22 protein-coding genes and 1 pseudogene are annotated in these 25,735 nt (G+C 39.3%); 10 read left to right on the top strand and 13 right to left on the bottom strand.

The window, feature by feature from the left end; all coding sequences use genetic code 11:
• Positions 1 to 39: 39 nt before the first annotated feature.
• The 10 genes from ACQ4KW_RS02625 to ACQ4KW_RS02580 all read right to left on the bottom strand — a co-directional run bounded on the left by ACQ4KW_RS02625 (position 40) and on the right by ACQ4KW_RS02580 (position 12,046).
• On the bottom strand, positions 40 to 1,962 hold the full coding sequence (locus ACQ4KW_RS02625) for a sensor histidine kinase (RefSeq protein WP_430884982.1): 1,923 nt from the start codon (positions 1,960 to 1,962) through the stop codon (positions 40 to 42).
• 42 nt (positions 1,963 to 2,004) lie between these two features.
• Entirely contained in the window at positions 2,005 to 3,123 is a 1,119-nt protein-coding gene (locus ACQ4KW_RS02620) for an ABC transporter substrate-binding protein (protein WP_430884981.1), read from the bottom strand.
• 270 nt (positions 3,124 to 3,393) lie between these two features.
• Positions 3,394 to 4,170 (bottom strand): GNAT family N-acetyltransferase, encoded by a 777-nt coding sequence (locus tag ACQ4KW_RS02615; RefSeq protein ID WP_430884980.1) that lies wholly within the window; start codon positions 4,168 to 4,170, stop codon positions 3,394 to 3,396.
• Positions 4,171 to 4,206: 36 nt separating this feature from the next.
• A complete protein-coding gene (locus ACQ4KW_RS02610; protein WP_430884979.1) occupies positions 4,207 to 4,674 on the bottom strand; it encodes a MarR family winged helix-turn-helix transcriptional regulator in 468 nt (155 codons plus the stop codon).
• 107 nt (positions 4,675 to 4,781) lie between these two features.
• Positions 4,782 to 4,982, bottom strand: a complete 201-nt coding sequence (locus tag ACQ4KW_RS02605) for a hypothetical protein (RefSeq protein ID WP_430884978.1) — start codon at positions 4,980 to 4,982, stop codon at positions 4,782 to 4,784.
• 16 nt (positions 4,983 to 4,998) lie between these two features.
• A complete protein-coding gene (locus ACQ4KW_RS02600; RefSeq protein ID WP_430884977.1) occupies positions 4,999 to 5,865 on the bottom strand; it encodes an alpha/beta hydrolase in 867 nt (288 codons plus the stop codon).
• A gap of 229 nt (positions 5,866 to 6,094) precedes the next feature.
• Complete coding sequence (locus ACQ4KW_RS02595) at positions 6,095 to 7,816, bottom strand: ABC transporter ATP-binding protein (RefSeq protein WP_430884976.1); 1,722 nt, start codon at positions 7,814 to 7,816, stop codon at positions 6,095 to 6,097.
• On the bottom strand, positions 7,809 to 9,587 hold the full coding sequence (locus ACQ4KW_RS02590) for an ABC transporter ATP-binding protein (RefSeq protein ID WP_430884975.1): 1,779 nt from the start codon (positions 9,585 to 9,587) through the stop codon (positions 7,809 to 7,811). Before ACQ4KW_RS02590 ends, ACQ4KW_RS02595 begins: the two co-directional genes overlap by 8 nt.
• Positions 9,588 to 9,595: 8 nt before the next feature.
• Positions 9,596 to 10,081, bottom strand: coding sequence for a GNAT family N-acetyltransferase (locus tag ACQ4KW_RS02585; protein WP_430884974.1), 486 nt, complete (start codon positions 10,079 to 10,081; stop codon positions 9,596 to 9,598).
• Between the two features lie 411 nt (positions 10,082 to 10,492).
• The gene (locus ACQ4KW_RS02580; protein ID WP_430884973.1) at positions 10,493 to 12,046 is read right to left on the bottom strand and encodes a PhnD/SsuA/transferrin family substrate-binding protein; all 1,554 of its coding nucleotides are present in this window, start codon (positions 12,044 to 12,046) and stop codon (positions 10,493 to 10,495) included.
• 622 nt (positions 12,047 to 12,668) lie between these two features.
• Between ACQ4KW_RS02580 and ACQ4KW_RS02575 the strand changes: the two genes are divergently transcribed.
• From ACQ4KW_RS02575 to ACQ4KW_RS02535, 9 genes and pseudogenes are all read left to right on the top strand, one after another.
• Positions 12,669 to 13,235 (top strand): hypothetical protein, encoded by a 567-nt coding sequence (locus ACQ4KW_RS02575; RefSeq protein WP_430884972.1) that lies wholly within the window; start codon positions 12,669 to 12,671, stop codon positions 13,233 to 13,235.
• A gap of 141 nt (positions 13,236 to 13,376) precedes the next feature.
• On the top strand, positions 13,377 to 13,844 hold the full coding sequence (locus tag ACQ4KW_RS02570) for a hypothetical protein (protein ID WP_430884971.1): 468 nt from the start codon (positions 13,377 to 13,379) through the stop codon (positions 13,842 to 13,844).
• A 327-nt stretch (positions 13,845 to 14,171) separates the two neighbouring features.
• Positions 14,172 to 14,318 carry a hypothetical protein gene (locus tag ACQ4KW_RS02565; protein ID WP_430884970.1) on the top strand — a complete coding sequence of 49 codons (147 nt, stop codon included), beginning with the start codon at positions 14,172 to 14,174 and terminating at the stop codon, positions 14,316 to 14,318.
• Positions 14,319 to 14,333: 15 nt separating this feature from the next.
• Positions 14,334 to 16,184, top strand: a complete 1,851-nt coding sequence (locus tag ACQ4KW_RS02560) for a transporter substrate-binding domain-containing protein (protein ID WP_430886531.1) — start codon at positions 14,334 to 14,336, stop codon at positions 16,182 to 16,184.
• Positions 16,185 to 16,187: 3 nt separating this feature from the next.
• Entirely contained in the window at positions 16,188 to 17,525 is a 1,338-nt protein-coding gene (locus ACQ4KW_RS02555) for a sigma-54-dependent transcriptional regulator (protein WP_430884969.1), read from the top strand.
• Between the two features lie 247 nt (positions 17,526 to 17,772).
• Positions 17,773 to 19,109, top strand: a pseudogene (gene brnQ / locus ACQ4KW_RS02550) (branched-chain amino acid transport system II carrier protein).
• A 149-nt stretch (positions 19,110 to 19,258) separates the two neighbouring features.
• Positions 19,259 to 19,732: a permease gene (locus ACQ4KW_RS02545; RefSeq protein ID WP_430884968.1), complete on the top strand. Its 474-nt coding sequence runs from the start codon at positions 19,259 to 19,261 to the stop codon at positions 19,730 to 19,732.
• Entirely contained in the window at positions 19,729 to 20,265 is a 537-nt protein-coding gene (locus ACQ4KW_RS02540) for a permease (RefSeq protein ID WP_430884967.1), read from the top strand. Before ACQ4KW_RS02545 ends, ACQ4KW_RS02540 begins: the two co-directional genes overlap by 4 nt.
• Before the next feature lie 43 nt (positions 20,266 to 20,308).
• Positions 20,309 to 20,650 carry a PadR family transcriptional regulator gene (locus ACQ4KW_RS02535; RefSeq protein ID WP_430884966.1) on the top strand — a complete coding sequence of 114 codons (342 nt, stop codon included), beginning with the start codon at positions 20,309 to 20,311 and terminating at the stop codon, positions 20,648 to 20,650.
• A gap of 84 nt (positions 20,651 to 20,734) precedes the next feature.
• Here ACQ4KW_RS02535 and ACQ4KW_RS02530 read toward each other — a convergent pair whose 3' ends face one another.
• The 3 genes from ACQ4KW_RS02530 to ACQ4KW_RS02520 form a co-directional block, all read right to left on the bottom strand.
• Positions 20,735 to 21,112: an ABC transporter ATP-binding protein gene (locus ACQ4KW_RS02530; RefSeq protein WP_430886530.1), complete on the bottom strand. Its 378-nt coding sequence runs from the start codon at positions 21,110 to 21,112 to the stop codon at positions 20,735 to 20,737.
• 249 nt (positions 21,113 to 21,361) lie between these two features.
• The gene (locus ACQ4KW_RS02525; protein WP_430884965.1) at positions 21,362 to 24,121 is read right to left on the bottom strand and encodes an AAA domain-containing protein; all 2,760 of its coding nucleotides are present in this window, start codon (positions 24,119 to 24,121) and stop codon (positions 21,362 to 21,364) included.
• 218 nt (positions 24,122 to 24,339) lie between these two features.
• Positions 24,340 to 25,032, bottom strand: a complete 693-nt coding sequence (locus tag ACQ4KW_RS02520) for an alpha/beta hydrolase (protein ID WP_430884964.1) — start codon at positions 25,030 to 25,032, stop codon at positions 24,340 to 24,342.
• A 132-nt stretch (positions 25,033 to 25,164) separates the two neighbouring features.
• Here ACQ4KW_RS02520 and ACQ4KW_RS02515 point away from each other — a divergent pair, with 132 nt between their 5' ends.
• A complete protein-coding gene (locus ACQ4KW_RS02515; RefSeq protein WP_430884963.1) occupies positions 25,165 to 25,647 on the top strand; it encodes a DUF1850 domain-containing protein in 483 nt (160 codons plus the stop codon).
• The last annotated feature ends 88 nt before the right edge of the window (positions 25,648 to 25,735 follow it).

Below are 25,735 nucleotides of genomic sequence, written 5' to 3'. Positions count from 1 at the left end.
TCCCATTTGCTGTCTGGCTTTTTAGAACCATTTATAAAACTAAAGGTGCTTAGGTATGGTAATTATAAAATTAACGCCTTTAGCATCTTTTCGATCATATCTTATTTCACCTTTTAGAAGGCCTGTTATCAAATTATAAACAATATTCATTCCAAGCCCCGTTCCTCCAGAATTAAGTGCAGTGGTATAGAAGGGATCATATATTTTTTCAATGTGACTTTCATCTATCCCCCTACCATTGTCCCAGTAACGAATTTCATAATACTTGGATACAGGGCTTGAAGCACACTCAATACCAATAGTTGCCCTTTCAATGTTATTATTTTCATCCTGAAATGCATGCATTAAACTGTTTTGAATAAGGTTGGCAAGGACTTGAGAAATCGCCCCTGGATAAGAATATCCCTTTAAGTCTCCCTCAAACTTAAGTTCAGACTGGACGCCATGGTTCTTTAACTCCACACTATAGGACATGACCGTCGCTTCAACAACGGTTTTAAGATCCATAGCTTCCATGGTCATCTTTTCTTGATCTATGGCCACTTTTTTAAAGCTCTGAATAAGCTCTGAGGCCCTTTCCATATTTCTTAGGATTATTTGACTGCTCTCATCCACAATTCCAATATACTCAATAAAACTGTGCTTATTAACACTTGATGTGACAAGTTTTTCATGGATATCTTGATTCTTCTTTTCAAGGTATGAAGCCGCTGTTACAGCCACTCCAATTGGTGTATTAAGTTCGTGAGCCACACCAGACACTAAATTTCCAAGTGAGGCCATCTTCTCTTTGACCACAAGTTGCCTCTGTGTCTTCTTGAGTTCCTCAAGGGACATTTCTAAATCATGGGTGCGTTTTTGCACTTCGAGTTCAAGACTCTCATTGATTTCAACAATTTCTTGTTTCTTGCTGCGAAGTTCTAGCTCACGATTTAAAATGTCATTAATCATCTTATGAAAAGAAGATGAAAGCTGTTCAAACTCATCAAATGAGTGCTTTCGCGGCGACCTGTCATAGGCTCCTAGGCTAACTCTCTTGGTCCAATCTACAAGTCCATTTAATTCAAATAATATATCGTTATTGAGCTTCATGACTGCTGATACAGCCCTGTATCCGATCACAACCAAAATAATAAGACCACTGATTATGATAAATACGATGGGCATCATAAAATCTGACAAAGACTGGTAATATATAATACTCCACTGCGTGTCTCCCAGTAATGTATGATAGGCATACATAAATTTATTATTATAGTCAACATAGTCCCGTCTTACAGACATAAGATTTATTCGGTTAGGGTCATAGGCCCTTGTTGCAACAAAAGAACCGTCTGTGTGAGCCAAGTAGGCTCCCCTTGAGTCTGTCACTGCTATACTGGAATTTTCACTAATATCAAAGACACTCAGATAGTCGGTTAAATCTTTTAAATTTATTCGAAGCACAACCACTGCATCTTCAAATTTCTTTGAAACAGTGACGACTGGTTCATTTGATCCAATCACAATAAAAACATCCGACCAAATTATTTGTCCCTCATCTTCTAACCCATAGAAATACTCATGCCCTGAATGGTCATAGCCACTGTCTGTTGACGCGTACGGCGTGCCGATTTCAGAACGTCCCATTTCATCAATAACCCATATTTTTATAAGATCCCTGTTGCTTTCGTTATAGGCGTCTAAGGCTTTCTGCATCCTTACCTTTGAGGGATTTTGCTTATAAATTGCATAGTAAACTTCATCTAAACTGCTGATATACCTTTCAAGATATGTGGCAATGGATGACTCAATTGAGTGGATAACATCTTGAGACCTTATAAAGATTTGATACCCTGAAAAAGAAACGCTTACAAGCATAAGAACTAAAGCCAGTAGAATGGTTGGAACCCAGGCTTTATAAATGTTCACCGATATCATTCTATCTTTTATGCTGTCAGTATTTGTTTGGCTTTGTTTCATAGGTATCCCTCATATTTGTCATTAGATTTTAATCAAGTGTCACTAATCCTTGTCAACAAATTGACCATTTCTTATTTCATAGGTAAAATAATCTCTTTCCATGTCTCCATAGACATTAAAAACTAGCTTTTGCTGTAGGCCCTGAAACTCTTTTAGTTCCAGAATTGCTTCCTTAACCTTGTTCACTTCAAATGAGTCCACATGCTCAACCGCTTGTTTTAAAACCACTAAAGATTCATAGCCGAAAATTTGAGAAAATGTGGGATCTGCATCAAACTTATCTATCATGGTTTGTCTGAATTCCAAGTATTCTGGTCTTTCTGAAGCAATATCATAAAGCCCCACAACCCGCATACCCTCAATGGCCTTACCGCCATTTTCAAGTAGATCCCGTGTGGTTGACCAAGCACTGCTATAAAAAACAGCTTGACTGCCCTTTATTCTTAGCCGCTGAACCAAGTCTGCCGTATCCACACCAGAGGCCAATATTACAACTTGCTTGGCCTGAGACTTCACAACCTCATCCACTAAGACGTCGTAGTCATCATCATGGGAATTAAAGGGTCTATCAAGGACAAGTTTCAAGTCACTGTCTAAAGTATCATTTACAATAATGTCATGAAGGGGTTCTGTGTAGGGTCGATTGGATATATCATATAGAATGGAAAACTCATGAAGGCCCTCATCTTTTAACATATCAACCAGTTTATATGCTTCTTCCGAACTGGCATTGCATATTCGAATAAAATTATCATCAATCCCTGACAAGTCATTGGTACTCATTGTAGGACTGATTATAAGCATGTCCGAATTTTCCATGAAATACTCAACCGTCAGTGTCATTGAACTTACAGAGAAGCCTACAAAGAAGTCAACCTTATTGTCATTCAACTTGTCTAACATGCTCTGGGCATATGTGTTGTCATTTTTGTCATCAATGATTATTGGTACGATTTCATACCCATTTATACCGCCCTCAGCATTTATATCTTCCACAGCTTGCAAAAAACCATTTCTAACCTGCACACCAAGCTGGGACCACTGCCCACTTAGACCAGCGGCAAAGCCAACATAAACTTTTCTGTTGTTCATATATGCACCGTATCCAACCAGTGCCATAATAAGAATAATGACCACAAAAATAACACGTTTTTCTTTCATGCATCTCACTCCTGACATTATTTACATCCTATATACACTTATTACCCCTATTTAAAAATAGTAATTATTGGCCTTGTAAAACATCCTATCTATAACAATCTTTATAAAAAGCCTTATTGGCTTGAAAATCCTTAAGTCTCTACTGAACGCCCCATAAGTCTCTATTGCCCCCTAGAGTCTCTATTGAAAAATCCGTGAGAAGCCAATAAAAAAAGCGATAAACCGGGGAAATATCCCTAGTCCATCGCTTTGATTTATCTTTTAAATGACCTATTCTATTTTAAAGCTTAACTCTGTTCTGTGTCCCATGAGTGTAAAGCCGCACTTCTCATACATAGTCTTTGCAGTGTCATTATGATCAGTGACAAGGTATGCAAACTCAATATTCTGAGATAAAGCCCTTTCAAGCAAGTGCCTAAGAACATGCGATCCAAACCCTTTTCGCTGATACATCTCCAAAATATCAAAGTCCTCAATTTTCATAATGTCCCTATTTATAAAGGCTTCACAGTTTCCTACCGGTTCATTTTTGTCATAGCAGACATATAAGCTTAAAGGGATGTTTTCATCCATATATACTTTAAACTTTCTATTTATCCGCCTTATGGCAAAATCCATGGTCATATGCATATAATTTGCAGCCACATCAACATACTTTCCATGTTCTTCTGTGATCTGATCCTTAACCAGTTCAAGCCTTGCATCTTCACGGGATCCAATCGCTTGATAGTTTTTAGTTTCTATGCCATAATAATCAAATTTTTCACCCTCAGCCATCATGGGCAACTGGGAAAGAAGATCCTTTGATATATCTTTATGTGTCAAAATCCTAAAATTACTTTGTCCCAAGCTTTTCTTTTGTGTCACTGCCCTTTTCACTTCTTCTACGAACACTTCATCAGATATGTCTTCAGGTATATAGTTAAAGTGATGAGAGTGCATATCCTTTAACTGATCGTCCTTAAAACGGATGGATGCTTGATCACTTTCTGTTTCACAAAAACATTTCAAATACGCTAATTCTGTATCTATTATTTTACTTAACATAGAATTTCTCCTTACCTAGAGGCTCAACGCTCTTATTTAGAAACTGTTCTTGCCATCCACTTCTGATAATTTATCGATTAATTTATTAAGACCATCAAACAAGCTGATAATCTCTACAGGCTCAAATTCCTCAAAAATTCGCTCAATCATGTCCTTATCTTTATGGTATCTAGCACCAAAGACCCTCTCCACTTTATCCGTTCTATGAATTCTGGAGATTCTCTTGTCTTTGTCATCTTTTATAAGTCTGACAAAGCCCGATTTTTCTAGTTTAAGAGCCAACTGCTTCACGTTTTGGTGGCTTAGTCCCATCTTACTAGCCAAATCTTTGATTCCAGGTGGTTCATCAAAAAATTTCTCCATTGTGGCTAAGAGCATCCACTGTTTTGTTGTTAAGTTGTCTTCCTTGAAACTTCTATCTGATATAAATTGCAACATGTTTGCAGAACAAAACACTTGTCCAATAATGTCTGCTTTTTTCTTAAGTAGGGCTTCTTCTTTCAAATGGTTTCACCTCTTAGTGGTTCAATAATGTCTTTTCATCTGTCTGACATTTGTTTGATATTTTATTGTATGCCTTCATAAGTCGTCTCTTTAATAGACTCGCTAAATTATATATGACGCTTACTGATTTTTGATTCTAAACTTTTTTGCAAGTGGTTTTTTAAGATTTTTTTTGTCATAGGGAACAAGCCACTCTTTTTTTTAGGACGTTCTACCGTCATACTGTGTTTGCTCTGATTGGGATCATAACAGTGTCCCAGCCCAGGCGCTTGACTTGATGCAACCTCGTTTAGTCTCTTATTATTCATACACCCTCCTGTGGTTTTACTGAAGTGAATCCCTTATAAACACCAAGGATTTTTGAAGAAATCCTTCTAAAGCCTCCGGTATGTTGTGGCCGGCATCATTATTGATGTAATACTGATACGCCATTCCTGATTTTTGGAACACACGAATCATATCCTCTTCTGCATGAACGGGTATTTCATTCTCACCCTCAATAAAAACACCTTTCAAATTTCTATTTTTAGCAGATATTACAGTCTCCATCGAAAATGATTCTGGCTTCATTACTGGACATATGCTTATAAAACCTTTTACTAGAATAGTCTCTGATAGAGCTATATCGATTGCTGTAATTGCGCCACCAGAAAAACCACCAATGATTACGCTATCCCTCTTTATAGGATGTGAGTGGCCGATCTCTTCAAATGCCTTTCTAATATCCCTTCGCGCCTTGTCAGGATCATTCAGCCAACCATAGTTGAAACTGTATAGGAACTGTGAAGACTGTATATATAAATTTAAGAACTTCTTTCTTACGTCTTGATAGGGCTTCCAAAAATTTCGGAACGTGTTTATGTTGCTTCCTGATCCGTCACCGTGCAAGATTATCAGCAAGGGATACGCCCTCTTGTTTGAATAATTTTCTGGATAGTCAATAAAATATCTCATCGCTGTATGTTGATTGGTCTCATCTATTATTTTATTATTTGTTTTCTTAAGACTTTCAAACCCTTCAAGGTCTTTTAAAGGTGCGAACCTCTCCCAATCTAACGGACAGGAATATCCGCACTCCACCAATGCCTTAAGCGTCTCATAGCATTTATCATAAGCACCACAATTAGAAAGATCTTTCGCCCTATTTAATTGCCTATTAAAAAAATCTTCATCTAAATTTCTATTATTCATAATTTTACTCCTTCATAAAGGTATCATATTACCTTTCCTATTAAAAGTAAAGCTTCTATTATCTCAATCAGTATATACTTCAACGACATCACAAGGTTTTCACCATGGTTCTAATCGATCCAGACCTTAAAAAGGCACTAGGAAGAGTTTCCACTCATCCCAGTGCCATAATATATATTTATCAGCCATAGCCCATACCAATAAGTCTACGGCTCGACAGTGGTGCATGCTATACAAACTGGTTCATATAAAGCTGATAATAAGCGCCTTTTTTTCGCATAAGGTCTCTATGGCTCCCCATCTCTTTGATCTTGCCATCTGCAATCAGAATGATTCTGTCTACAAATTTTACGGTTGAAAGCCTGTGGGCAATAATAAAGCTGGTTCGGTGAGCCAGTACATTCTCAATGGCCTTTTGAATACGCTTTTCCGTATTTACGTCTATTGAAGATGTGGCCTCATCAAGAACAAATATTTTTGGATCAGCAAGAATGGCTCGTGCAATGGAAATGAGCTGTTTCTCCCCTGAGGAAAGTTTGGCACCGCCTTCTCCAACCTTTGTTTCAAAGCCCTCTTCTAACTTGAGTATAAAGTCCTCTGACTGAGCCAAGCGTGCTGCTGCTTCCACTTCTTCATCTGTGGCATCTAGCCTGCCATAGCGAATATTCTCCCGGATGGTTCCACTAAATAATTGCGGTGTCTGAAGCACATAGCCTAGGTTAGACTGGACAAATTCTTTTTCGATGTCGCTGTAGTCCACACCATCGAGCTTCATACGTCCACCAGTTGGTGCATAAAACTTGCAAATTAAATTGACGATTGTGCTTTTACCTGATCCTGTTTCTCCGACTAGGGCTATTTTTTCCCCCGCCCCCACCTTGAGATTAAAGTCCGTCAGCACAGTTTCTCTGGCATCGTATGAAAAATCAACATTTTCAAAGTCGATTTCACCCTTAATATCAAAATGAGCCACAGGGTCTTCCACATGCATAGACCTCTCCTGTGCCAAGTGGTTAAGCACCCTTTCAGCCGCAGCTTTTGCTGCCTGAATTTCAGAAATAACACGGGCCACCTGGGTAATGGGGTCAAATATCATACTGGAGTAGTTAATGAAAAGAATCAGTGTTCCTAAAGAAATCAAGTGATTGTCTAGATAGAATCCACCAGCAACAACCACAAGAGCCACACTAAGGGATCCGATGTTAAGGGCAACTGGTGTATAAATGCTAGAAAGCACAGCACTTTTAATGGACTTGTCCTTCATATTTTCAGTGACTTCTTTAAACTCACCAGTGTTCTTAGTTTCCGTAACAAGGGTCTTTGATGTGATTGCCCCAGTGATGCCTTCATTAATGAGTCTAATAATTTCTGAATTGAGCTTTCTCACATCTTTTTGCATAAAGAAAATTCTCTTTTGAAAAAAATAACTCACTAGAACCAAAATAGGCACGACAATAGATACTATAGCCGCAAGCTGCCAGTTGATGACGAACATGACGCCTAAAATAATCCCCATAAATGTTATTGACCATACCAGATCCACAAGCCCCCATGAAATAATGTCTGAAAGCTTGCCAATATCTGATGTGATCTTTGAAAGAACTTTGCCAACCCCCTCTTCATCAAAGTAGGAAAAGTTGTAGTCCTGCATCCTATCAAAAGATTCTTTTCTCAGCCTGTAAGCAATGCCTGACTCAAGCTTACCGGCAAGGATTATAAATATGACAATCAAAGTCCCAAAGACAAGTATAATGCCCGCATATAGGGTCGCAAACGGTACGAGCCCCTCTGTTGTCATAGGGGTTATAAACCTGTCAATCGCAATTTTTGTTGCATAGGGGATGGCTGCATCCAGTACCGCAATAAGCATGAGTAGGGCTGACAGCAAAACGAAGCGACCCGTAAATGGCTTAAAGAGGTACATGATTAATTTCTTATGTTGTTTAAGCATGTTTTTCCTCCCTGTAGCCTGCTTCCTGAACGTCACAAACTTCCTTATAAAAATCATTTCTGACCTTGAGTTCTTCATGCGTGCCGTGGTCTGTAATAAGCCCATCTTCAAGAACATAAATCACATCAGCATCCATCACAGATGTGATTCTATGTGATATTAGGACGATTCCCAGCGTGTCCTTTAGTGTTTTCAAAGCTTCTATAATCTTAATTTCTGTATCCGTATCCACAGCGCTTAGAGAATCATCAAAAATAATAAGCTTGGAATCTTCAATGATTTTTCTAGCAATGGCCACCCTTTGCTTTTGTCCACCAGATAAAGAAACACCTTTTTCACCCACTAGGGTTTCGTAACCCTCTTCAAATCCCATAATGCTGTCATGGATCGATGAAACCTTGGCTGCCTTTTCCACGTCCTCTCGCCCTAGATGGTCACTGGAAATCTTAATGTTTTCTTCAAGAGACTTGGCAAAAAGAAAGGTGTTTTGCATAACCAAGGATACTTGTTTACGCAGATGCTTTTTATCAATGTCCTTAAGGGATTTTCCGTCTATGGTCACCGCCCCCTCTTCAGGTGTCAGCATACCGATTAGGACATTTGCTAAAGTCGTTTTACCTGATCCAGTCGGTCCAACTATACCCACGATCTGTCCTGGTTTGACAGATAGGTCAACACCTCTTAAGACCTTGGTGTCACCGTATGAAAAATGGACATCTTTTAGGGCCATTTCTCCCTTTAAATCAGGTCTTATACCTGTGACATCTTCTTGTTTTTCCATTAGAATTTCATGGATTCTTCCACCTGCAATTTTGGATTTTCCAAAATCCGTAAGGAGTCGCCCCATCATTCTTACAGGCCAAATAATCATATTTCCGTAACTTACAAAGGCAACGAATGTCCCTACAGTGATTTGCCCGTCCACAACAAAATACGTACCCGCTACAACGGTAATCATGACCTGTAAGAAGCACAAGAAATCACTAATGCCCCAGTAGAATCCCATGTTTCGAATGAGCTTAAAGAGTTCATCCGTGAATTTTCTATTTTTTTGATCAAACTTGTCTTTTTCAAAGGCTTTTCGATTAAAGGCCCTAACGACCTTAACCCCTGAAAGATTTTCCTGGGCTACGGTTGTAAACTCAGATTCCGCCTCTTCCACCTTCACAAATCCCTTTTTAACAATCAAGAAAAAGAAATAGGAGTAGGCAATGATTATAGGGATAAGAGATAGGGCAAAAGCCGTTAATTTAACGCTCAGACTTAGCATAAAAACAGTGACAACCACGAGAAGGAATATAGCGCGAACCACCTCAATAATTTGGTTGGCAAGAAACTTTCGAATGGTTTCCACATCTGAGGTTGCCCTTTGAATGAGGTCTCCTGTTTCCGTGTTTACATGGAACTTATAATCCAAAGCTTGAATATGTCCAAAGAGTTCATCTTTTAGCCGTTTGGCGACTTTTTCTGCACCTATAGCCGCAAGTTTTCCCTTAAAGTAAAGGGTGAGCCCCCGGGCAATCGAGAAAAAGACAATAACTCCCGCTGCGACAAATAGATTGGTCATCAGTGCATCACTGCTGAAAAGCAGGTCTCCAATTCTTGCAAGGATAGGATCTTCCACGGGCACTTTTTCTATATTCACATCAATAATAAGCTTTATAATAATTGGGCTTAACAGCTGAAAGACAGCCGCAAAGAAAATACTGACACCGGCACCAATAAAGTATTTATAGGCGCCCTTAAATATTTTTCTGTCTAATCCGAACATGATTTCTCCTAGTTTTTCTTTAAATCATAAACCATGACGACTTCGCCGCGGTCCATGTTTCCTGTCTCTACAAATCCGACAGATTTATAGAGTCCACTTCCTGTCTCATTGCCAGGAACATAAGACAAATAAATCTTGTCAGCCTTTCCGTGTGGGTAGGTCTTTATCATTTCAATGGCCTTCAAAAGAGAAGCCTTGCCATAGCCTTTTCCCTGCTGACTTTCATCAATCATGAAACGCCAAATCTCATAAATATCTTCATCAATGTCTTCATCTTGGTCAGCTCTTATAAATGACATCATCATAAAACCAACCATGGTCTCATCATTGTAAATTGCATAAGGCATAGGGATACATGTCTTCTGTGTCATGGCCACATAGGCCTGGGCAATGCTGATAACATTTTCTGCAACAAATTTTTTCCCCGCTTCTCCCGGACTGAGTTCTATACAGGTTCTAAAATTTTCATTTGTTATGGGTCTAAATTCGATCATGAGGCCTCCTGTTTATGCTTTTTAGCATGTTTCTCACTTTATTAATAAACGAAATTTTAGATGTCGGCTAAACCTTATGAGCCACATCTTATCTTGATTTACATGCCTGATTATGGGCCAGACGCATGATAAATGGCGGAAATAAGCGCAGACCCCACTGCATATAATATGCCAGATTCTTTGAGTTAAATCTGAGTATTTGAATCGTTAAAAATATTTTAACATTAGTTTTGTTTTAATTCAATTGAATGTTTATGATTTCCATGTTTATTTTACATTAATTGTTATGAGTGCTCGCAGAAATCCTTTTATTTATATATATAAAAACACGCTTAGTAATTTTGACTAAGCGTGTTTTTATGTCATTTTCCTATATGTCTACACCCAAAATTCTTCTTAACCCGCAACTCATTATGAGCTTTTAGAACTTAGAACACGGACAACATCATAGCCTTCATCACTTGTTTCTTCAAAACCCGTTATATTGGCAGGGTTGACGCCATTATAGTTCACCAAGGCCGCCTTCATTTCATCCAGGTGGACAAGATTTGATTTCTTATTGAGGGCGATCACATCTTTTGGAATGTCATCTGTCTGATGAATGATTTGAATATTAGATTTTTCACTATAGCTATCAAAAGCTTCATCATAGGTGGCCCCCGCATCAACCTCTCCGCTATTTACAGCTTCAATAACCTTGTCATGGCTACCAAGAAATTTCATTTCAGAGATGGTGTCATAAATATTTTTTTCTTCGAGCAGGGCTTTGGCGTATAAATACCCCGAGGCACTCTTCTCATCCACAAAGGCAAATTTTGATCCTCTTAATGCATGTAAACCACTAAAGGCCTTGCTTATTATAAGCCCCTTGTACTTAGCTGTACCATTGACTTGTGGCGATACAAGCGGTTCAATACTACACTTTTCCTTTGCTGAGACATAGGCCAGTGGCGAAAGCCAAGCGCAGTCAATTTTACCTGTGTTTAGCAAGTCATAAATAGCCTCGTATGATTCTGGAATAATAATGCGAACACGTTTATCTACAGAGGCAAACACCTCTTTCAAGATGGGCGTATAAAGTTCACTAATCCGGTCAGGCGACGTGAATGGATTAATGCCTACATAAATATCATTCCCGTCCTTTATAGATTGAGCCTGCTTATGCAAAGAAGAACTGATGTCATACAGGGCCAAATTACTCTTGTTGATCTCCTTATTTTTCACCTGCATCATTTGTGTGGACTTCATTGTAGCCGTCGTATTCTCATGGGTTTTTATAATCGAATCTGATATGGCCTCAACAGCCATACTTATTTCTGAGGAAATCCTCTTTTGTGTTTTGGACTGGATTGCCAAATGACCAATTATACCTTGAATGCTTTCTGAAGCGTTCTGCATTTTCATAAATGAATCATTGGCTTGGTCCACTTGTTCATCCACTTGCTCGAACTGTACTGAAGCTTCATGGAGACAATCTGTTAACTCATTTAGCTTTTTGTTAAACTGGGCAATAATACTTTCAATGTCCCCTATGGCCTTATCCGTCTGATCAGAAAGCTTTTTTATTTCCCCTGCAACCACGGCAAATCCACGACCAGCATCCCCAGCTCTTGCTGCTTCAATGGATGCATTCAAGGCTAATAGATTGGTTTGACTTGAAATGTCACGGATATATTCCAGTATATTTCGTATTTCCATGCTAGACTCACCAAGGTCCTGATTTCTTTTATTGGCTGTCTTATTATTATCTTGAGCCTGCATCATAAATTCAGAGATTGAAGCCACGGATTCACGATTGCTTTCAAAGTGTTCCTGCCACATTTCAGACTCCGAATTCAACTTTTCAGCATATGTGTTTAACTGGTCACTGAGTTCTGCCATTTCATCAACAGCTGCATTGGTCTGCTCAGTACTGGCCACATTGTCCTCCCCATTTTTGAGAACCTCTTTAAGCTTACTAGACATGTCTTTAAAAATATCATCATTTTCCTTAGACAGCCATTTGACCTGACCCAGTTTTAATTCAAGTTTGTTTTGTATGTCGAGTATCCAGTTTAAGTCTGACGTGTCTTTTATTCCAGCATATTCTTGTTTAGATGTCTTATCTTGTTTGCCTAAAACAAGGCTTCCTATGCCCCACGTAACAAGAATGCCTGTAATAAGCCCTAGTAAAAAATTAATTGTATTCTCCCCCTTTTCAGTGCTTATGTTTATGTGACCCTTAGCAAATAACTGATTAAACTGCTTTAATATATTGCAATATCAATGCCATGTTTTTTATCATATTTTAGGGGCGTTCCGATATATTGTCGCAAGATTCTGAATCACTTTTAACTTCACTTGATATTAATTACCAGATATGTGCTTATATCGACGCCCTATTCTTATCTTGATTCACTCTCTATTTTTTTCTGATTTTAATTCGATCTGCTCTACTTCTATAAAAAAACAATCAATATATATGAAAAATGACAAGAAAAAAATAAGGACAATCTAGGAAAAATAAGCTAGAATAAGCCTAAGTTAAAATCACTCGTCAAGGCAACAAGGTGTGGTTTGGCTATTCTATGTATAAGGGTGGAATTTAGTGATGAAAATGAAGGATCTCAAGCGTTTATACAAGTATAACCACGAGAAAAAGACCTTTATTATTGATGTACAACTTGAAGATTACCGAGATGCCTACAGCGAATGGGATTTCTCACCGTTTAATAACCGCGATTTAGATGATGACCTTACAGAATATCTACTGGAATGTTCCTATGAAATTCCGGCAAAAATGCCCCTTGTCATCAATTTTCATATACTCAATCAGGAAAAGAATGATTCAAGAGAAAAGAAGAGCATATCTGGAATGTATAACTATTTTGAATATGAAATGCGCAAACTTAAAAACCACAGAATGCGTATGATTCGTGACACGATTGCATTTTTTATGGTAGGCAGTGTCCTGCTTGTCATTGGAGCACTCCTTGACTCTTACCTGCCACATACACTACTGACCCGTGTCCTAACAGAGGGCTTTTCCATAGGGGGATGGGTCATGATTTGGGAAATGTTCTCGGCCTGGTTTTTTGATATAAAGAAAATTTCCTATAAAATTAAACATTTTATGAAGCTAAAAGAGTCGACGATTGAGTATACCTATCCTTAGGGTTGCCGTTTGGTTGTTTAATGAATTTTACTCTCATCAATATCCAGGCGTAGACTGGTAATTTTAATCAATCTATAGGTTGGTCCTAGTTAACATTCCTATTAGGACCAACTTTTTCCTATCAGGAAGGAGATAATTGTCGTGAAAACAAAATATAAAGTTGCACTACTTATACTCATGATTATTTTTTCACTCTCCATATATAATATTTTCAAGTATGCTTATGCCTTCGACTTAGATTCTGTAATAAACTCTACCATTACAATTGATACTCTTGAAGCTAGAGTGACTGACATCTGGAAAGAAGGCAACAAGGTCCTACTTATTTATGAAACAAAAAATGAGAAAAAGCCGTTCGGCTACGCCTTGTTTACGAAACATGTATTCTTTAATAAGTACAAAATAAACTTTCATTATGAAAACGATGGACGTGAGACATACGACACCGCTCAAGCTGGTCAAGCTAAATATGTTTTCAAATTCCATAATGGAAATTATTATATCGTCAACGAAACGCCCAGCAAGGGTCTATCCAGCATTATCATTACAGGGCTAATTTCAGCTGTTATAGTTATAATCTATTTACTGAAGACTAAAAAGTGGGCTTAAAATCAAACCAATTAAACTTCTTTTTATAATCAAGAGCTTGGCTTGAAGATTATCTTGTCTTAAAGCTACGCTTCTTGTTTTTCTCTACTGTTATAAGTAGTTTCCCACCATTTTTTCATATTAATCCACCCCACTTCCCCCTCAATCCCCCTATGCATATCCTTCACCTTGGTATATATTTATACATGACGGGCAATTTCCATTTGTCCTTTTTAGTCAGGCCCTTGTAAAATGACATTGTCCACTTTACAGAATAAAAATGCGCCTGAACGGTATTGTTATAATCACACCTTTTTAGAAACTGGTGATTATTCGAAAGGTGATTCCATGATAAAACGTGTACTCATTGGCATGTCTATTGTACTTGTTTTGCTCTTTGCAAACAGTCTTATCCAGCTTGAATACGACATGACCCTTATAGACTATCTGTCTCCAAGTGCCGGTCTTTCAGATGAAGACATGGCCTACCTTTAAAAAAGAGACACCCTTATTTACGGTGCAGACCATAAATCCCCACCCCTGCGCTATGTCAACGAAGGCTCCCAGCAATACGAAGGTCTTGTTATTGACTATTTACGGTCTCTATCCATTGAACTCGGGGTGCCTATAGAATTCAAACCTCTGGTTTGGAATGATGCCCTGGCCCAACTTGAATCGGGTCAAACGGATATTTGCGATATGTATAAGTCAGAGGAACGGGCCAAAAAATTTCTTTTTTCCGACCCCATATACTATCAGCGTGGTGCTATACTCGTAAGAAAAAATGACACCCGCATCCAGTCTGTTGATGACCTTGAAGGAAAAACCATCGCTGGCAATAGAGGCGATTTTGTATTTGAATATCTTGAAAACGAATTTGAAAATGTCACAAGTATTGAAACAGCAGACCTTCAAAATGCCATTGAACTTTTTGCTGACAACCAGGTCGATGCCGTCCTTGGGGACGAGTCGGTCATGAACTATTTTATTACCAAGTCCCAACTCAACAATGAGTACATCATTTTAAGCGATTACCTCTATGAGCGTGAGGCTGTTCTCGCTGTGCATAAAGACAATCCGAGACTTATTAAGATTCTTAACAAGGCCATTGCTGGTCTGAAAAAGAAAAGAACCATGGAGATGATCTATCAAAAATGGTTTGGAATCTCGCCACTTATAACAAAAAGCAGTGCATCAAGTAAAACCATGCTCATTGCCAAATACATCCTGCTTCTCATTGGGGTTTTTGCTGCTGCCCTGTCCGCTTGGAACCTACAACTCAAAAAAGAAGTCAAACGTCAGACCAATGCCCTGCGCATGTCAAAAAACGAACTGGAAACGGTCTTCAATGGACTGACCCACCTTCTCGTGGTTATTGATGAAGACTGCTACCTCAAGGATGCCAATAGAAGCTTTTGTGAGAAATACAACGTATCCAGCAAAGATGTTAAAGGCACCCACTGCAAAGACGTCAATGGTATCATTGGATCCGATTGTTCATCTTGCTTAATTCGAGAAACCTTTAACACAAACCGCTCTGTTATGCGAGAAATAAAACACGAAAAGCGAATTTATAAAATCCAGACCTATATTCTTGATCAGCTCCCCCAGACCCGCGCCCGCATCCTTGTGGTTATGGAAGACATAACCGACCTCAAGCTAGGCGAGCAAAGCCTGGTTCAATCAACGAAAATGGCGGCTATTGGTCAGTTGGTTGCTGGGATTGCCCATGAAATCCGAACACCGCTTGGAATCATCCGTAACAACTGCTATTTTATGAAGCGGAGCAAGTCTCAAGAAGACAAAGACGAGTCCATGACAGTTATAGAAATGTCTGTTGAACGGGCCAACCGTATTATTGACAATCTTCTTAACTTTTCTAGGCTGACTGACAATAAGGTCCAGGAAACCAACATTTATCAGCTGATCACCAATCTTTATGACCTGAGCCGTAAGTCTATGGAGACCAGTCACATAGATTTTAGACTGGCCTGTGATCAAGCAATGACCAGAAATATAAATTCTGAATCCCTTAAACACGTCCTCATTAATCTTATCAACAACGCCATTGATGCCATGCCATCAGGCGGCAAAATAGAGATTGATGTTATGGACAGTGCATCAGACATGGTTATACTGGTTTCAGACACAGGCTGTGGCATAGACTCTGATGCCCTTGAAAGTATTTTCAATCCCTTTTTTACAACCAAGGAACCGGGGTCAGGCACAGGTCTTGGACTCTATATTGTATACAATCAAATTCAGAAAATGAATGGAAGCATACGGGTGGATAGCAACTTGAACGAAGGCACAACCTTCACTCTGGTCATTCCACAACACAAGGACACAACCAGGAGGTAAGACATGAAAGCTGAAGATTATGATATTCTCATCGTCGATGATGAAGTGGAATACACAAAGGTCCTCAAAAAAATTCTCAGCCTTGAAGGCTTTAACATCCAAACCGTGTCAAGTGGCGATGAAGCCCTTTTTAAACTCAGGCTAAAGCCCTATGATCTTGTTCTGACAGACCTTATGATGGATGGAATGAATGGCATGGAGCTCCTTGAACACGTTAAGGCTTCAACACCGGAGACCTTTGTTATACTCATGACAGCCTATGCCACCATAGACAATGCCGTTGAAGCTATGAAAAAAGGGGCCGACTCATACTTTGTTAAAGGAAACGACCCCGACGAGCTGGTGACTGAAATTTTAGGTCTTTACGAATCAAAGCGCCGACGGTCTGCTCATGGAGAAAATACAGGAGACCGCCCTCTGATTCCCACATCCAAAAACAAGGCCTATACCAAGTGTCTTGAAATGGCGAAAAAAGCGGCTCGTAGTCATGTCAATATTCTCCTCCTTGGGGAATCTGGTGTTGGCAAAGAAGTTTTTGCAAAATACATTCATCACGAAAGCCGACGAAACGATAAAGCTTTTATCCCTGTTAATTGCCACGCCCTACAGGAAAACGTCCTGGAGTCTGAACTCTTTGGACATTGTAAAGGCGCTTTCACCGGCGCCACGTCAGACCGAATTGGGCGATTTGAAGCGGCACATGAGGGCACACTTTTTTTAGATGAAATTGCTGACACCCCCCTATCCACTCAAGTCAAACTACTCCGTGTTCTTGATTCTAAGATGATTGAGCGCATGGGATCAAACGAGAGCATTAACGTGGACTTTCGCCTGATCACAGCCACAAATAAAAATCTACAAGATTTGATTGATAGTGGTCAGTTCCGAGAGGACTTCTTCTACCGGATCAGCTCTGTGACCCTAGAGATTCCACCCCTGCGTGAGCGCCCCGAGGATATTGAAGACTTGGTTGTTCATTTTGTAAAAAAACCATCGGAAGACCTGGGGATGGACGTTCCAAAGGTAGCACCACAAGTTATTGATACATTAAAAGCCTACAGCTTTCCTGGAAACATACGTGAACTGAAAAATATCATTGAGCGTCTTGTCGTCTTTCATGAAGGGGATACCATCACACCTGATGACCTGCCAGAACGTATTGAAAAAGCTGGTCCTATGCCACAAACTTTAAAGGAAATCCGGCAGATGACAGAGATAGACCATATTAAGAAGGTTCTCGAAGAAAACGATTACAAGATGGAAGTTTCGGCCAACATACTGGGCATTACCCGTCGTCAGTTAACCAACAAGGTCAAAGAATATGATCTGAAGAAAAAGTAAACACTTCAAAACAAACATTCATGAGAGAATGTCAAAATTCATGAGGAAATGGGTTTCTATTCAGAGGAAATCCATTTCCTCTTTTTTGAGACCGGCAAAAGTGTTTTAAAGGGTTAAATTAATTTTTTTACCTCTCAAAGCTTTGCAACAAGTGCTTGTTGTTTATTAATTTTTAAAAATCTGAAAACTGGCATCAGCTTTGCAATTATATATGTACAAGTAAGGAACTTGAAAGTGTCTTAACGGCATGTATATATTGGGAGGGGTAATTATGAACAAAAAAACGAAAGACACGGTTTTAATCGGGGCAGCACTTTTTGCCATGTTCTTCGGGGCAGGTAATCTGATTTTTCCACCGGCAATCGGTATGATGGCTGGAGACAAGTGGCTCATTAGCTTAGTGGGCTTTATATTAACAGGCATTGGACTGCCAGTACTCGGGGTTATTGCAGTTTCTAAGGCCGGCGGTACAATCAGCGATCTCTGTGACCGGGTAGGACCTGTTTTTTCTGTCATTATGGGGTCTATTGTTATATTAGCCATCGGTCCTCTACTGGCTATTCCACGTACAGGTGCGACTGTTTATGAAATTGGTATTGAACCACTTTTCGGTGCCATCAATCCAATGATTGTCTCTATTATTTATTTCTCAATCACTTTATTCTTTGTTATTAAGCCATCTGGCATTATAGATAAAATCGGCAAAATACTGACACCAGTTCTTTTGATTGTTACTGTAACAATCATTGCTAAAGGCATTATTTCGCCAATTGGCTCTCCTGTTGGCACACCTGTTTCCCTGCCTTTTTCAAAGGGATTCACTGATGGTTACCAAACAATGGACGCTCTTGCCTCAATTGTCATGGCGGGCATGGTTTTAATCTCTCTTATTGAAAAAGGCTATACGGATAAAAAAGAGCAAATTAGCATGACCATCAAAGCAGGTCTTATTGCAGGACTAGGGCTTCTTTCCATTTACGGCGGTCTTCTATACCTAGGGGCCACTGCAAGCGGTGTCTTCCCAGCAGATATTCCAAAAGCTGAACTAATTGTTAGCATTACAAATAGCGTTCTTGGAAACCTTGGACAAGTCAGCATGTGTATTGTTGTTTCTGCGGCCTGTTTAACGACGTCTATTGGCTTAACAGCTATTGTTGGAAACTATTTACAAAGCTTACAAATGGTCGCCTCAGCTACAAGGCCATCGTAATTTCGACAGTTGTTTTTAGTGCTGTTATGTCTGTCATAGGGGTTGAGCAAATTGTTAAATTGGCTGTGCCACTCCTTGTGCTTGTTTATCCTGTGGCTATTGTCCTCATCCTACTCGGCCTGGCTGATAGCTTTATTAAGAATAAAAATGTCTACAAGGGCGCCGTTGCAGGAGCTCTCTGTGTCAGCATCTTCGATGCCCTAGCTTCTATGAACATTCAAATTGACTTTGTCCAGATGAGTCTAGCAAAACTTCCATTTGCAACAGCAGGCTTTGGATGGCTCTTACCAGCAATCTTATTCGCCCTTGCGGCCAACTTCCTCCCTCACAAGTCTGGGGATCGCGAAGTGCTTCAAACAGCTACAAATTACTAATGTAAATAACCCCAATTGATACGTGTCCAAAGCAGACTCATCAATTGGGGTTTTATTTATCCAGGCTATATGTTATTGACACATAGATCGTTTCAAGATATTATATTGAAAACGGTATATGCATTTAACATATAGATAAGGAGAAATATATGGACGGTTTATTTTATTTAATAGCAGGCAGTCTGCTTACGGCCTCCTTTTTCAAAGACAGGCAAAAAACAAAAAAGGCCCTAATAAAAGCCTACAATTCATTTATGAAAAATTTATTTATGCTGATTGGCATGATGGTCCTCATGGGTGTTGTTTTTAGCTTGATCAGCGCTGACACAATCAGTCAAATTTTTGGTAGGGAGTCCGGTCTTAATGGCATCCTCCTCGGACTGGGGATTGGAACCGTTTCATTCATTCCAAGCTTTATCGCCTTTCCTCTTGGAAAGACCCTGCTTGAAAACGGGGCGGGTTATCCTCAAGTGGCTGGTTTTCTATCCGCCCTTATGGGGGTTGGTCTGGTGAGCCTACCCATGGAGATTGAGTATTTTGGCAAAAAAGCCGCTGTGCTTAGAAATGTTTTTGCCCTTGTGGCAAGTCTTCTATTTATAATCGTTGTTGGAGGTGTCTTATGATTTCATTTGTAAAAAGCAATAAACTCATTGTCATCGGTTTTTTTCTATTAGCCCTCCTATTTATATTCAGTCCTGACAAAGGCCTCATCGCTACAAAAAACGCCACCAGTAACTTTAAGTCAGTGGGCATGGTCTTGCCACCTATTTTCATATTGATTGGTCTTCTTGATGTTTGGGTTCCCAAGGAAGTCATGGTAAAATATATGGGGAAGAAGTCAGGCATTAAGGGCGGACTCATAGCCATATTTCTAGGCTCTGTTGGAGCTGGTCCCCTTGTGGTGGCTTTTCCAGTGGCTGCACTTCTTATTCGAAAAGGGGCCCGCCTGGCCTATGTATTTCTCTTTCTCGGAGCCTGGACCAGTGTCAAGCTCCCAATATTTATGTTTGAATGGGTCAACCTGGGCGGTGTTTTTACCAGCATACATGTCTTAACCAGCTTAAGTGTTTATGTTGTTGGTGGCTTTATAATGGAAAAACTTTTAACGTCTGAAAACCAAGATGAAATATTACAAAGAGCTGAAAAAGTTGCGTAGGCATACGTAGAAGCTTAAGCAACTTTTTGGAAAATAACTTAGGATGGTGTTTTATGCATTCAAAAAAAGAGGGCGACACGCACCCGCGTTTATACTCCTGGCCGTTGCACTAGAACCAAACCACGGCCTGGGTATACTCAACACCTTAAATGAAATTGTTCCTGGCAACAGGCTGGACACAGCCATTATTTATAGGAAGTTGTCGGAACTGGAGAAAAAGGGCTGCATTACATCTGAGTGGGCCGACAGCGACGCCGGACCTAGAAAGAAAATTTACAGCATTACCGACCAAGGCCGCGACCAACTTGCCGAGTTTAAAGAAGACATTGAGGGCAGTATTAAGCGACTTAATAATTTTCTTCGGCTTTATGATGGGTTGGGGTAAGAAGCATACGAATATTAAAAAATCATATATTTCATATTGTATAAAAGAGAAATCTTCAACCATATATTGAAGATTTCTTTTCCTCTATAGATTGGTATTCTCCTTGCATTCACTCATTACAACACCATCACAAAGTGTAATAATTCTGTTGCATGACTTTGCTACTTTCAAATCATGGGTCACAATAACAATTGTTTTTCCACTTCTATTTAAATTTTTCATTATATTAATAATCATACTTTCAGTTTCTGAGTCAAGCGCCCCTGTTGGTTCATCGGCTAAAATTAGATCTGGATCAGTATCCAAAGCCCGCGCTATAGCAACACGTTGACATTCCCCTCCGGATAGCTCGTAGGGGTACTTCTCTCTATGTCCAGCTATATCTAGTTTAACAAGCAAATCATCAATAATATTATTTTGTGCTTTACGGGAAACATTTGAATATTTTAAAGGGAGTCGAATATTTTCAACTACATTTAATGTGTAAACAATTCACCACTTACCCCTTCAAAACCCACTCAGCAAAAATCTAACCAACTACATACCTAATCCTTAATCACACAGCATTGAACCATAAAAAAACGAAATTACCAATCCAAGCGGTATTTTCATTTTTCTATATTACTTTCATTTATCAGCTTATAACTTGCAATCCCAACTTATATACTGAATCCTCAAAATCACTTAAAACTCTCTTCACCAACTCAAACATCAACACACCACCCCATCAAGACCCTCAATCAAACGTTCCTCTTCCCCACTGCCAATCGTAGAAAAGCGCATAAGCTTGTAGCCAGCACTTTTTAGAACCTTGTCCTTTATCTTGTCTCTTTCAAGTTGCTTTGCATCATTGTCATGGTAAGCATAGCCATCCACTTCAATAACAAGGACAGGTTCTTTATTGAGTTTATTAAATATAACAAAATCCGTATGGGTGAATGGGTGGTTAACAAATTCATGCTCTCTTTGGCTCAGGCCTTCTTGGTCATGAATTAAAAAGTGGAGTGGAAAATGGGGCACAACACTTAGGGACTGGTACTTTTCATGGTCTGAAAGAACATTTTTAATGAGTGTGTACATTAGATTTTCCGATTTGTACTCTGAAACATTCTCTAGCTTTTTTAAAAGGGGTATTAAAAGCTCAGAATACTCCTTGTATAAGCAGTCAAATATTGAAACCTTTTTGCTCTCATAGACCCCGGTATCCCCAGCCACATACTCTATGTATTTAACAAGGTCCCCAATATGGCTACCATGTCTGGCTTCAAAACCCGCTCCCACTACAACGCTCAACTCATTCACAGCCCTTGATACAGCCACATTGACAAGTCTTTTATCATCGTTAAAATCATCTAGTGTTTTTTTGACTGTGCTCAGTATAATTGAGTCTTTTTCTCGGCCTTGAAACTTGTGTACCGTTTCTATTAAGATTTCCTTTCTACCTACAATATGGCCTAAATTGGCTTGTTCCCGGTAGGGGGTGACAATGCCAATATTTTCGTCACCGTATTCTATATTTGGCAGGAGTTCATCACGAATCACTTCAAGTTCTCTTCGGTTGATCCAGCCACCATTTGGAGATCTTCTCTCGTGATTGCCCTCAGCGGTTTTTATGAGCCTTAATCGATTGTCTCCACTTGCTTCCTTAGTCATTATGACAAGCTCGTCCTTATAGTATTTTTGATTGCAGAAGCGAATAATTTGCGGATGGCACCTGTAATGTTCTTTTAGCAGTGTAATCTTCAAATTGTCCTTATATAAAATCGCTAGAGAATCTATAATGCTGTGTTTTTCGTAGTTATAGGCTTCATTAATTTTATATTTTTGAACCAATAAATCATTTGCTTTTTTCATGGGGCCAGTCACAATTGGGGGAAGTTGCATAGGATCGCCTACAATAACCAGTCGCTTACAAGATGACATGGCTATGGATGCGGTCATTAAATCCACTTGTGAGGCCTCATCAATAATTAAAACATCAAAGAGGAATGTTTCGGGAATACACATCCTTATGGAGTGGGTCGTGCTTAATACAACAGGATATTTCTTAATGAACCGGTCAAAGTCCGTCTTATAGGTTTTCTTGTCAAAATAGATGTTTTCCGTTTCTTTTCTTCTTTCATAGACCATGTGTTTCATAAGCAGATGGGACCGCTTAACAAATGACTTCATTAAATCGTCATAGTGATTGGCCTTTAGACTCTTTTGAATGGACTCAATTTTTTCTTTCGTTTCTTCTATGGCCTTTTCGTAGTAATAAACTTGCATAGCCGGTACAAGGCCAATAAGTTCTTCTTTTTTTATTCTAAACTTTTTAAACCTGTATTTAATAAAAAGACGAACCCTATCCATGATTTTCAGGTCGCTCTTTTGCATTTCTAAGGCTTCAAGTTCTGATATAAGGGTTAGTATTTGCCTGCTTGTCCAGGACCCCACAAGAACGTAGTCTTTCAAATTTATAGCCTTGATATTTTTCCGTTTAAGATAGTGGCGCTGCTCTGTTTCAAGTTGGGTTTTATAGTCTAGGAGGACTTGTCTTTCATTGAGTTTTTTTAACTGTTGATCTAAGTCTTTTAGCTCCTCAAGAGCACTTTCTTTCGATTCGCTTATGGCCTCTTCATCTTTTATCCAGTTCTCTATATGCCCCTGCTTATACTGGGTTTCTTTTAAAAATCTTTCCACATTGCCCTTATTGCCAAGGGACGCTGCCAAAAATCCGTATTCATTTTTCTCTAACTTCTCATAGACATTGCTCGTTGCAGAGTTGTTGCCAGATACAACTGCAACGTTTTGATGCCTGTAGAGGGCATTGGCAATGATTGTGAGTATGGTCTGTGTTTTACCGGTCCCTGGTGGACCTTGTATAACACTGATTTTATTTTGAAAAGACGCTTCTGCCGCTTGCTTTTGACTTTCATTTATACCAAAGGGATAGATGAAAAGATCTTCTTGGTCTTCATATGCATTATTATCTGCCTTTAAATAACTGGCTAAGGTAGACTCTCTTGACAAGACCCCGATACCTTCTAGTTGACCTTGTAAAAAAGGCTTGTCTCCGCCTTCGCACTCAAGGTAGCTGGCCAAGTCTTTTTGATAGGCCAAAACACTGGCAACGTCTTTATCTTTTATACAAGATTCAATAAGCTTTACTTCTGGTGCCTTACAGACCTTTCTAAAACCTGTGTGGGTGTAATATACAATATGCTCTTTAAACGAATAGGCTTCGACCGCATTATTTTGAACTTGGCCCCTCCATACAAGTTTTGTTTTGCTTAGGTCTATGGCTTTTGGGCCTTTTTCAAACTGCACGCGGTTTTTTGTGTATTTGTAGGCCTGATTGGACCTTTTAAACTTCACTTCAAAGATGTTGCCCTTATTTTCTAACCAGTCTATGTCCCATGTTTTCTCTTGCCAGTCACCGTCTTTACTGCACAAATGGACAAGGTGCTCTTTCAGTCGTATTTTGATCATGTCTAACCTCTTTATTCACTAGATTCTTTTATACAGAATCGACCACCTTAGTTTTTCAACCCCTTCCATTATAGTACAATTGGCCTACTTATTGAATAAGTCCAGATAATTTGTTGCCTTTTGTGTATTTTTCCATAAAAAAACAGGCTCTTGCTGGCCTGTTCATTCTTAGTCCTATTGTCCAGTTTGCTCCTATCAGTTGCAAAGTATTTTTGCCCCTAATATAGAATGCTTTTACTTATAATCTCAGCAACCCCTTCAGCCTTATCGCCCATTAAAAGTCCGTGTCCACCTTCATCAAAGTAAATAACTTCTTTATGTTTTGACTGAACCTTTTTCATAATATAGTCTGCACTTTTATGGTTGACTGCATCATCATCCCTAGCCTGGACAACCAGTATAGGACATGTGACTTTTTTTACACACCGTCTTGTCTTAATATGAAGCAATTTAAACTGTATTAGGGCACCCATAGGGTACATAAAACAACTTTTTATATAGCGTTTGACCGCCCTTAACTCTCTTTTTTTAATATCATTGAGTATATTGGAAAATACATTCTTAAAATCCCAGTAGTATATGGGCATATTAATGGTGACCAGTTTCCCCACCGCATATTTTGTGGCCAAGTGGCTTGCCAGTAAACCGCCCATAGAAAATCCAATAATACATATATGTTCTGGCTCTATGCGTTGACATAAGTCTTCATAGGCTTTTTCCACAGCACGTATCCAGTCCTTATACGAAGATTGACCAAGAGCTTTTCTCCCCTTCATATGGCCTGGAAGGGTCAGGCTTTTTACTATTAAGTTCTCTACCTCTTGCTTTTCAAGTTTTTCGTCAAGCAATTCAAGTTCAAAGGGGCCACCCCCAAATCCATGAATGAGCAGACAGGCTTTGATTTTATTCATATTTCTCACCCTCCTATATATCTATTGTAAGAACCAGACCTTAAGTCTTTCTTAAGGAGGGCTTAAATGTAGTATAATAAAAAAACTCAATCCGCCTTTACTCCAACCTAGACAGAAGTGGATGGTCCCTTTATGAAAAGAAGAACTCTAATATACACCCTCATAGCCTGCGCCATTCTTATACCGCAGCTAGATCACGATCGTTTTCTTGTTTTATACGATATTCGTGACCACAAGGCTCTTATGGACATCCCCCTTGATGACTCAAACGAATTCACCATGCGGTGGATCCATTCCGTAGAGTTAGAACCCTGGGAAGAGACATTTCGCATTGATGATGATTTGGAGATTATACTGGATAGGACAAGGTTTAAGGCCTTCGGCGCCGGTGTTCCCGAATCAGCTGGTAAGCGTGTCGACACATCTGATGGCTACATCAATTTCCTCGATATTGACCAGCCCATGGAAAGCCTAGTTTACAGCATATCTCCTGTGGCCAAGCATACACTGATTGTTGGTAACCAAGAGTACCCTCTCTACAAAGACCTATCTGCTGATATCGGAGTGGAATTTATAATTGAGGAGAAGCTTGCCTTTCTTGCTTATTTCAGATGATTTTTTTTTAAAACTTTATTTTAAATGTCTATCACCATAAAGCCCTGGAATTTTAGTGATTTACTTTCTAGTACTTTAGATGCCTTCA

This window comes from Tianxiuia mixotrophica, from assembly GCF_050596425.1.
In the GTDB taxonomy this organism is placed as follows: domain Bacteria; phylum Bacillota; class Clostridia; order Peptostreptococcales; family Acidaminobacteraceae.
The sequence above is the reverse complement of the archived record's forward strand: the minus strand, read 5'-3'. Positions and strand labels throughout refer to the sequence as shown.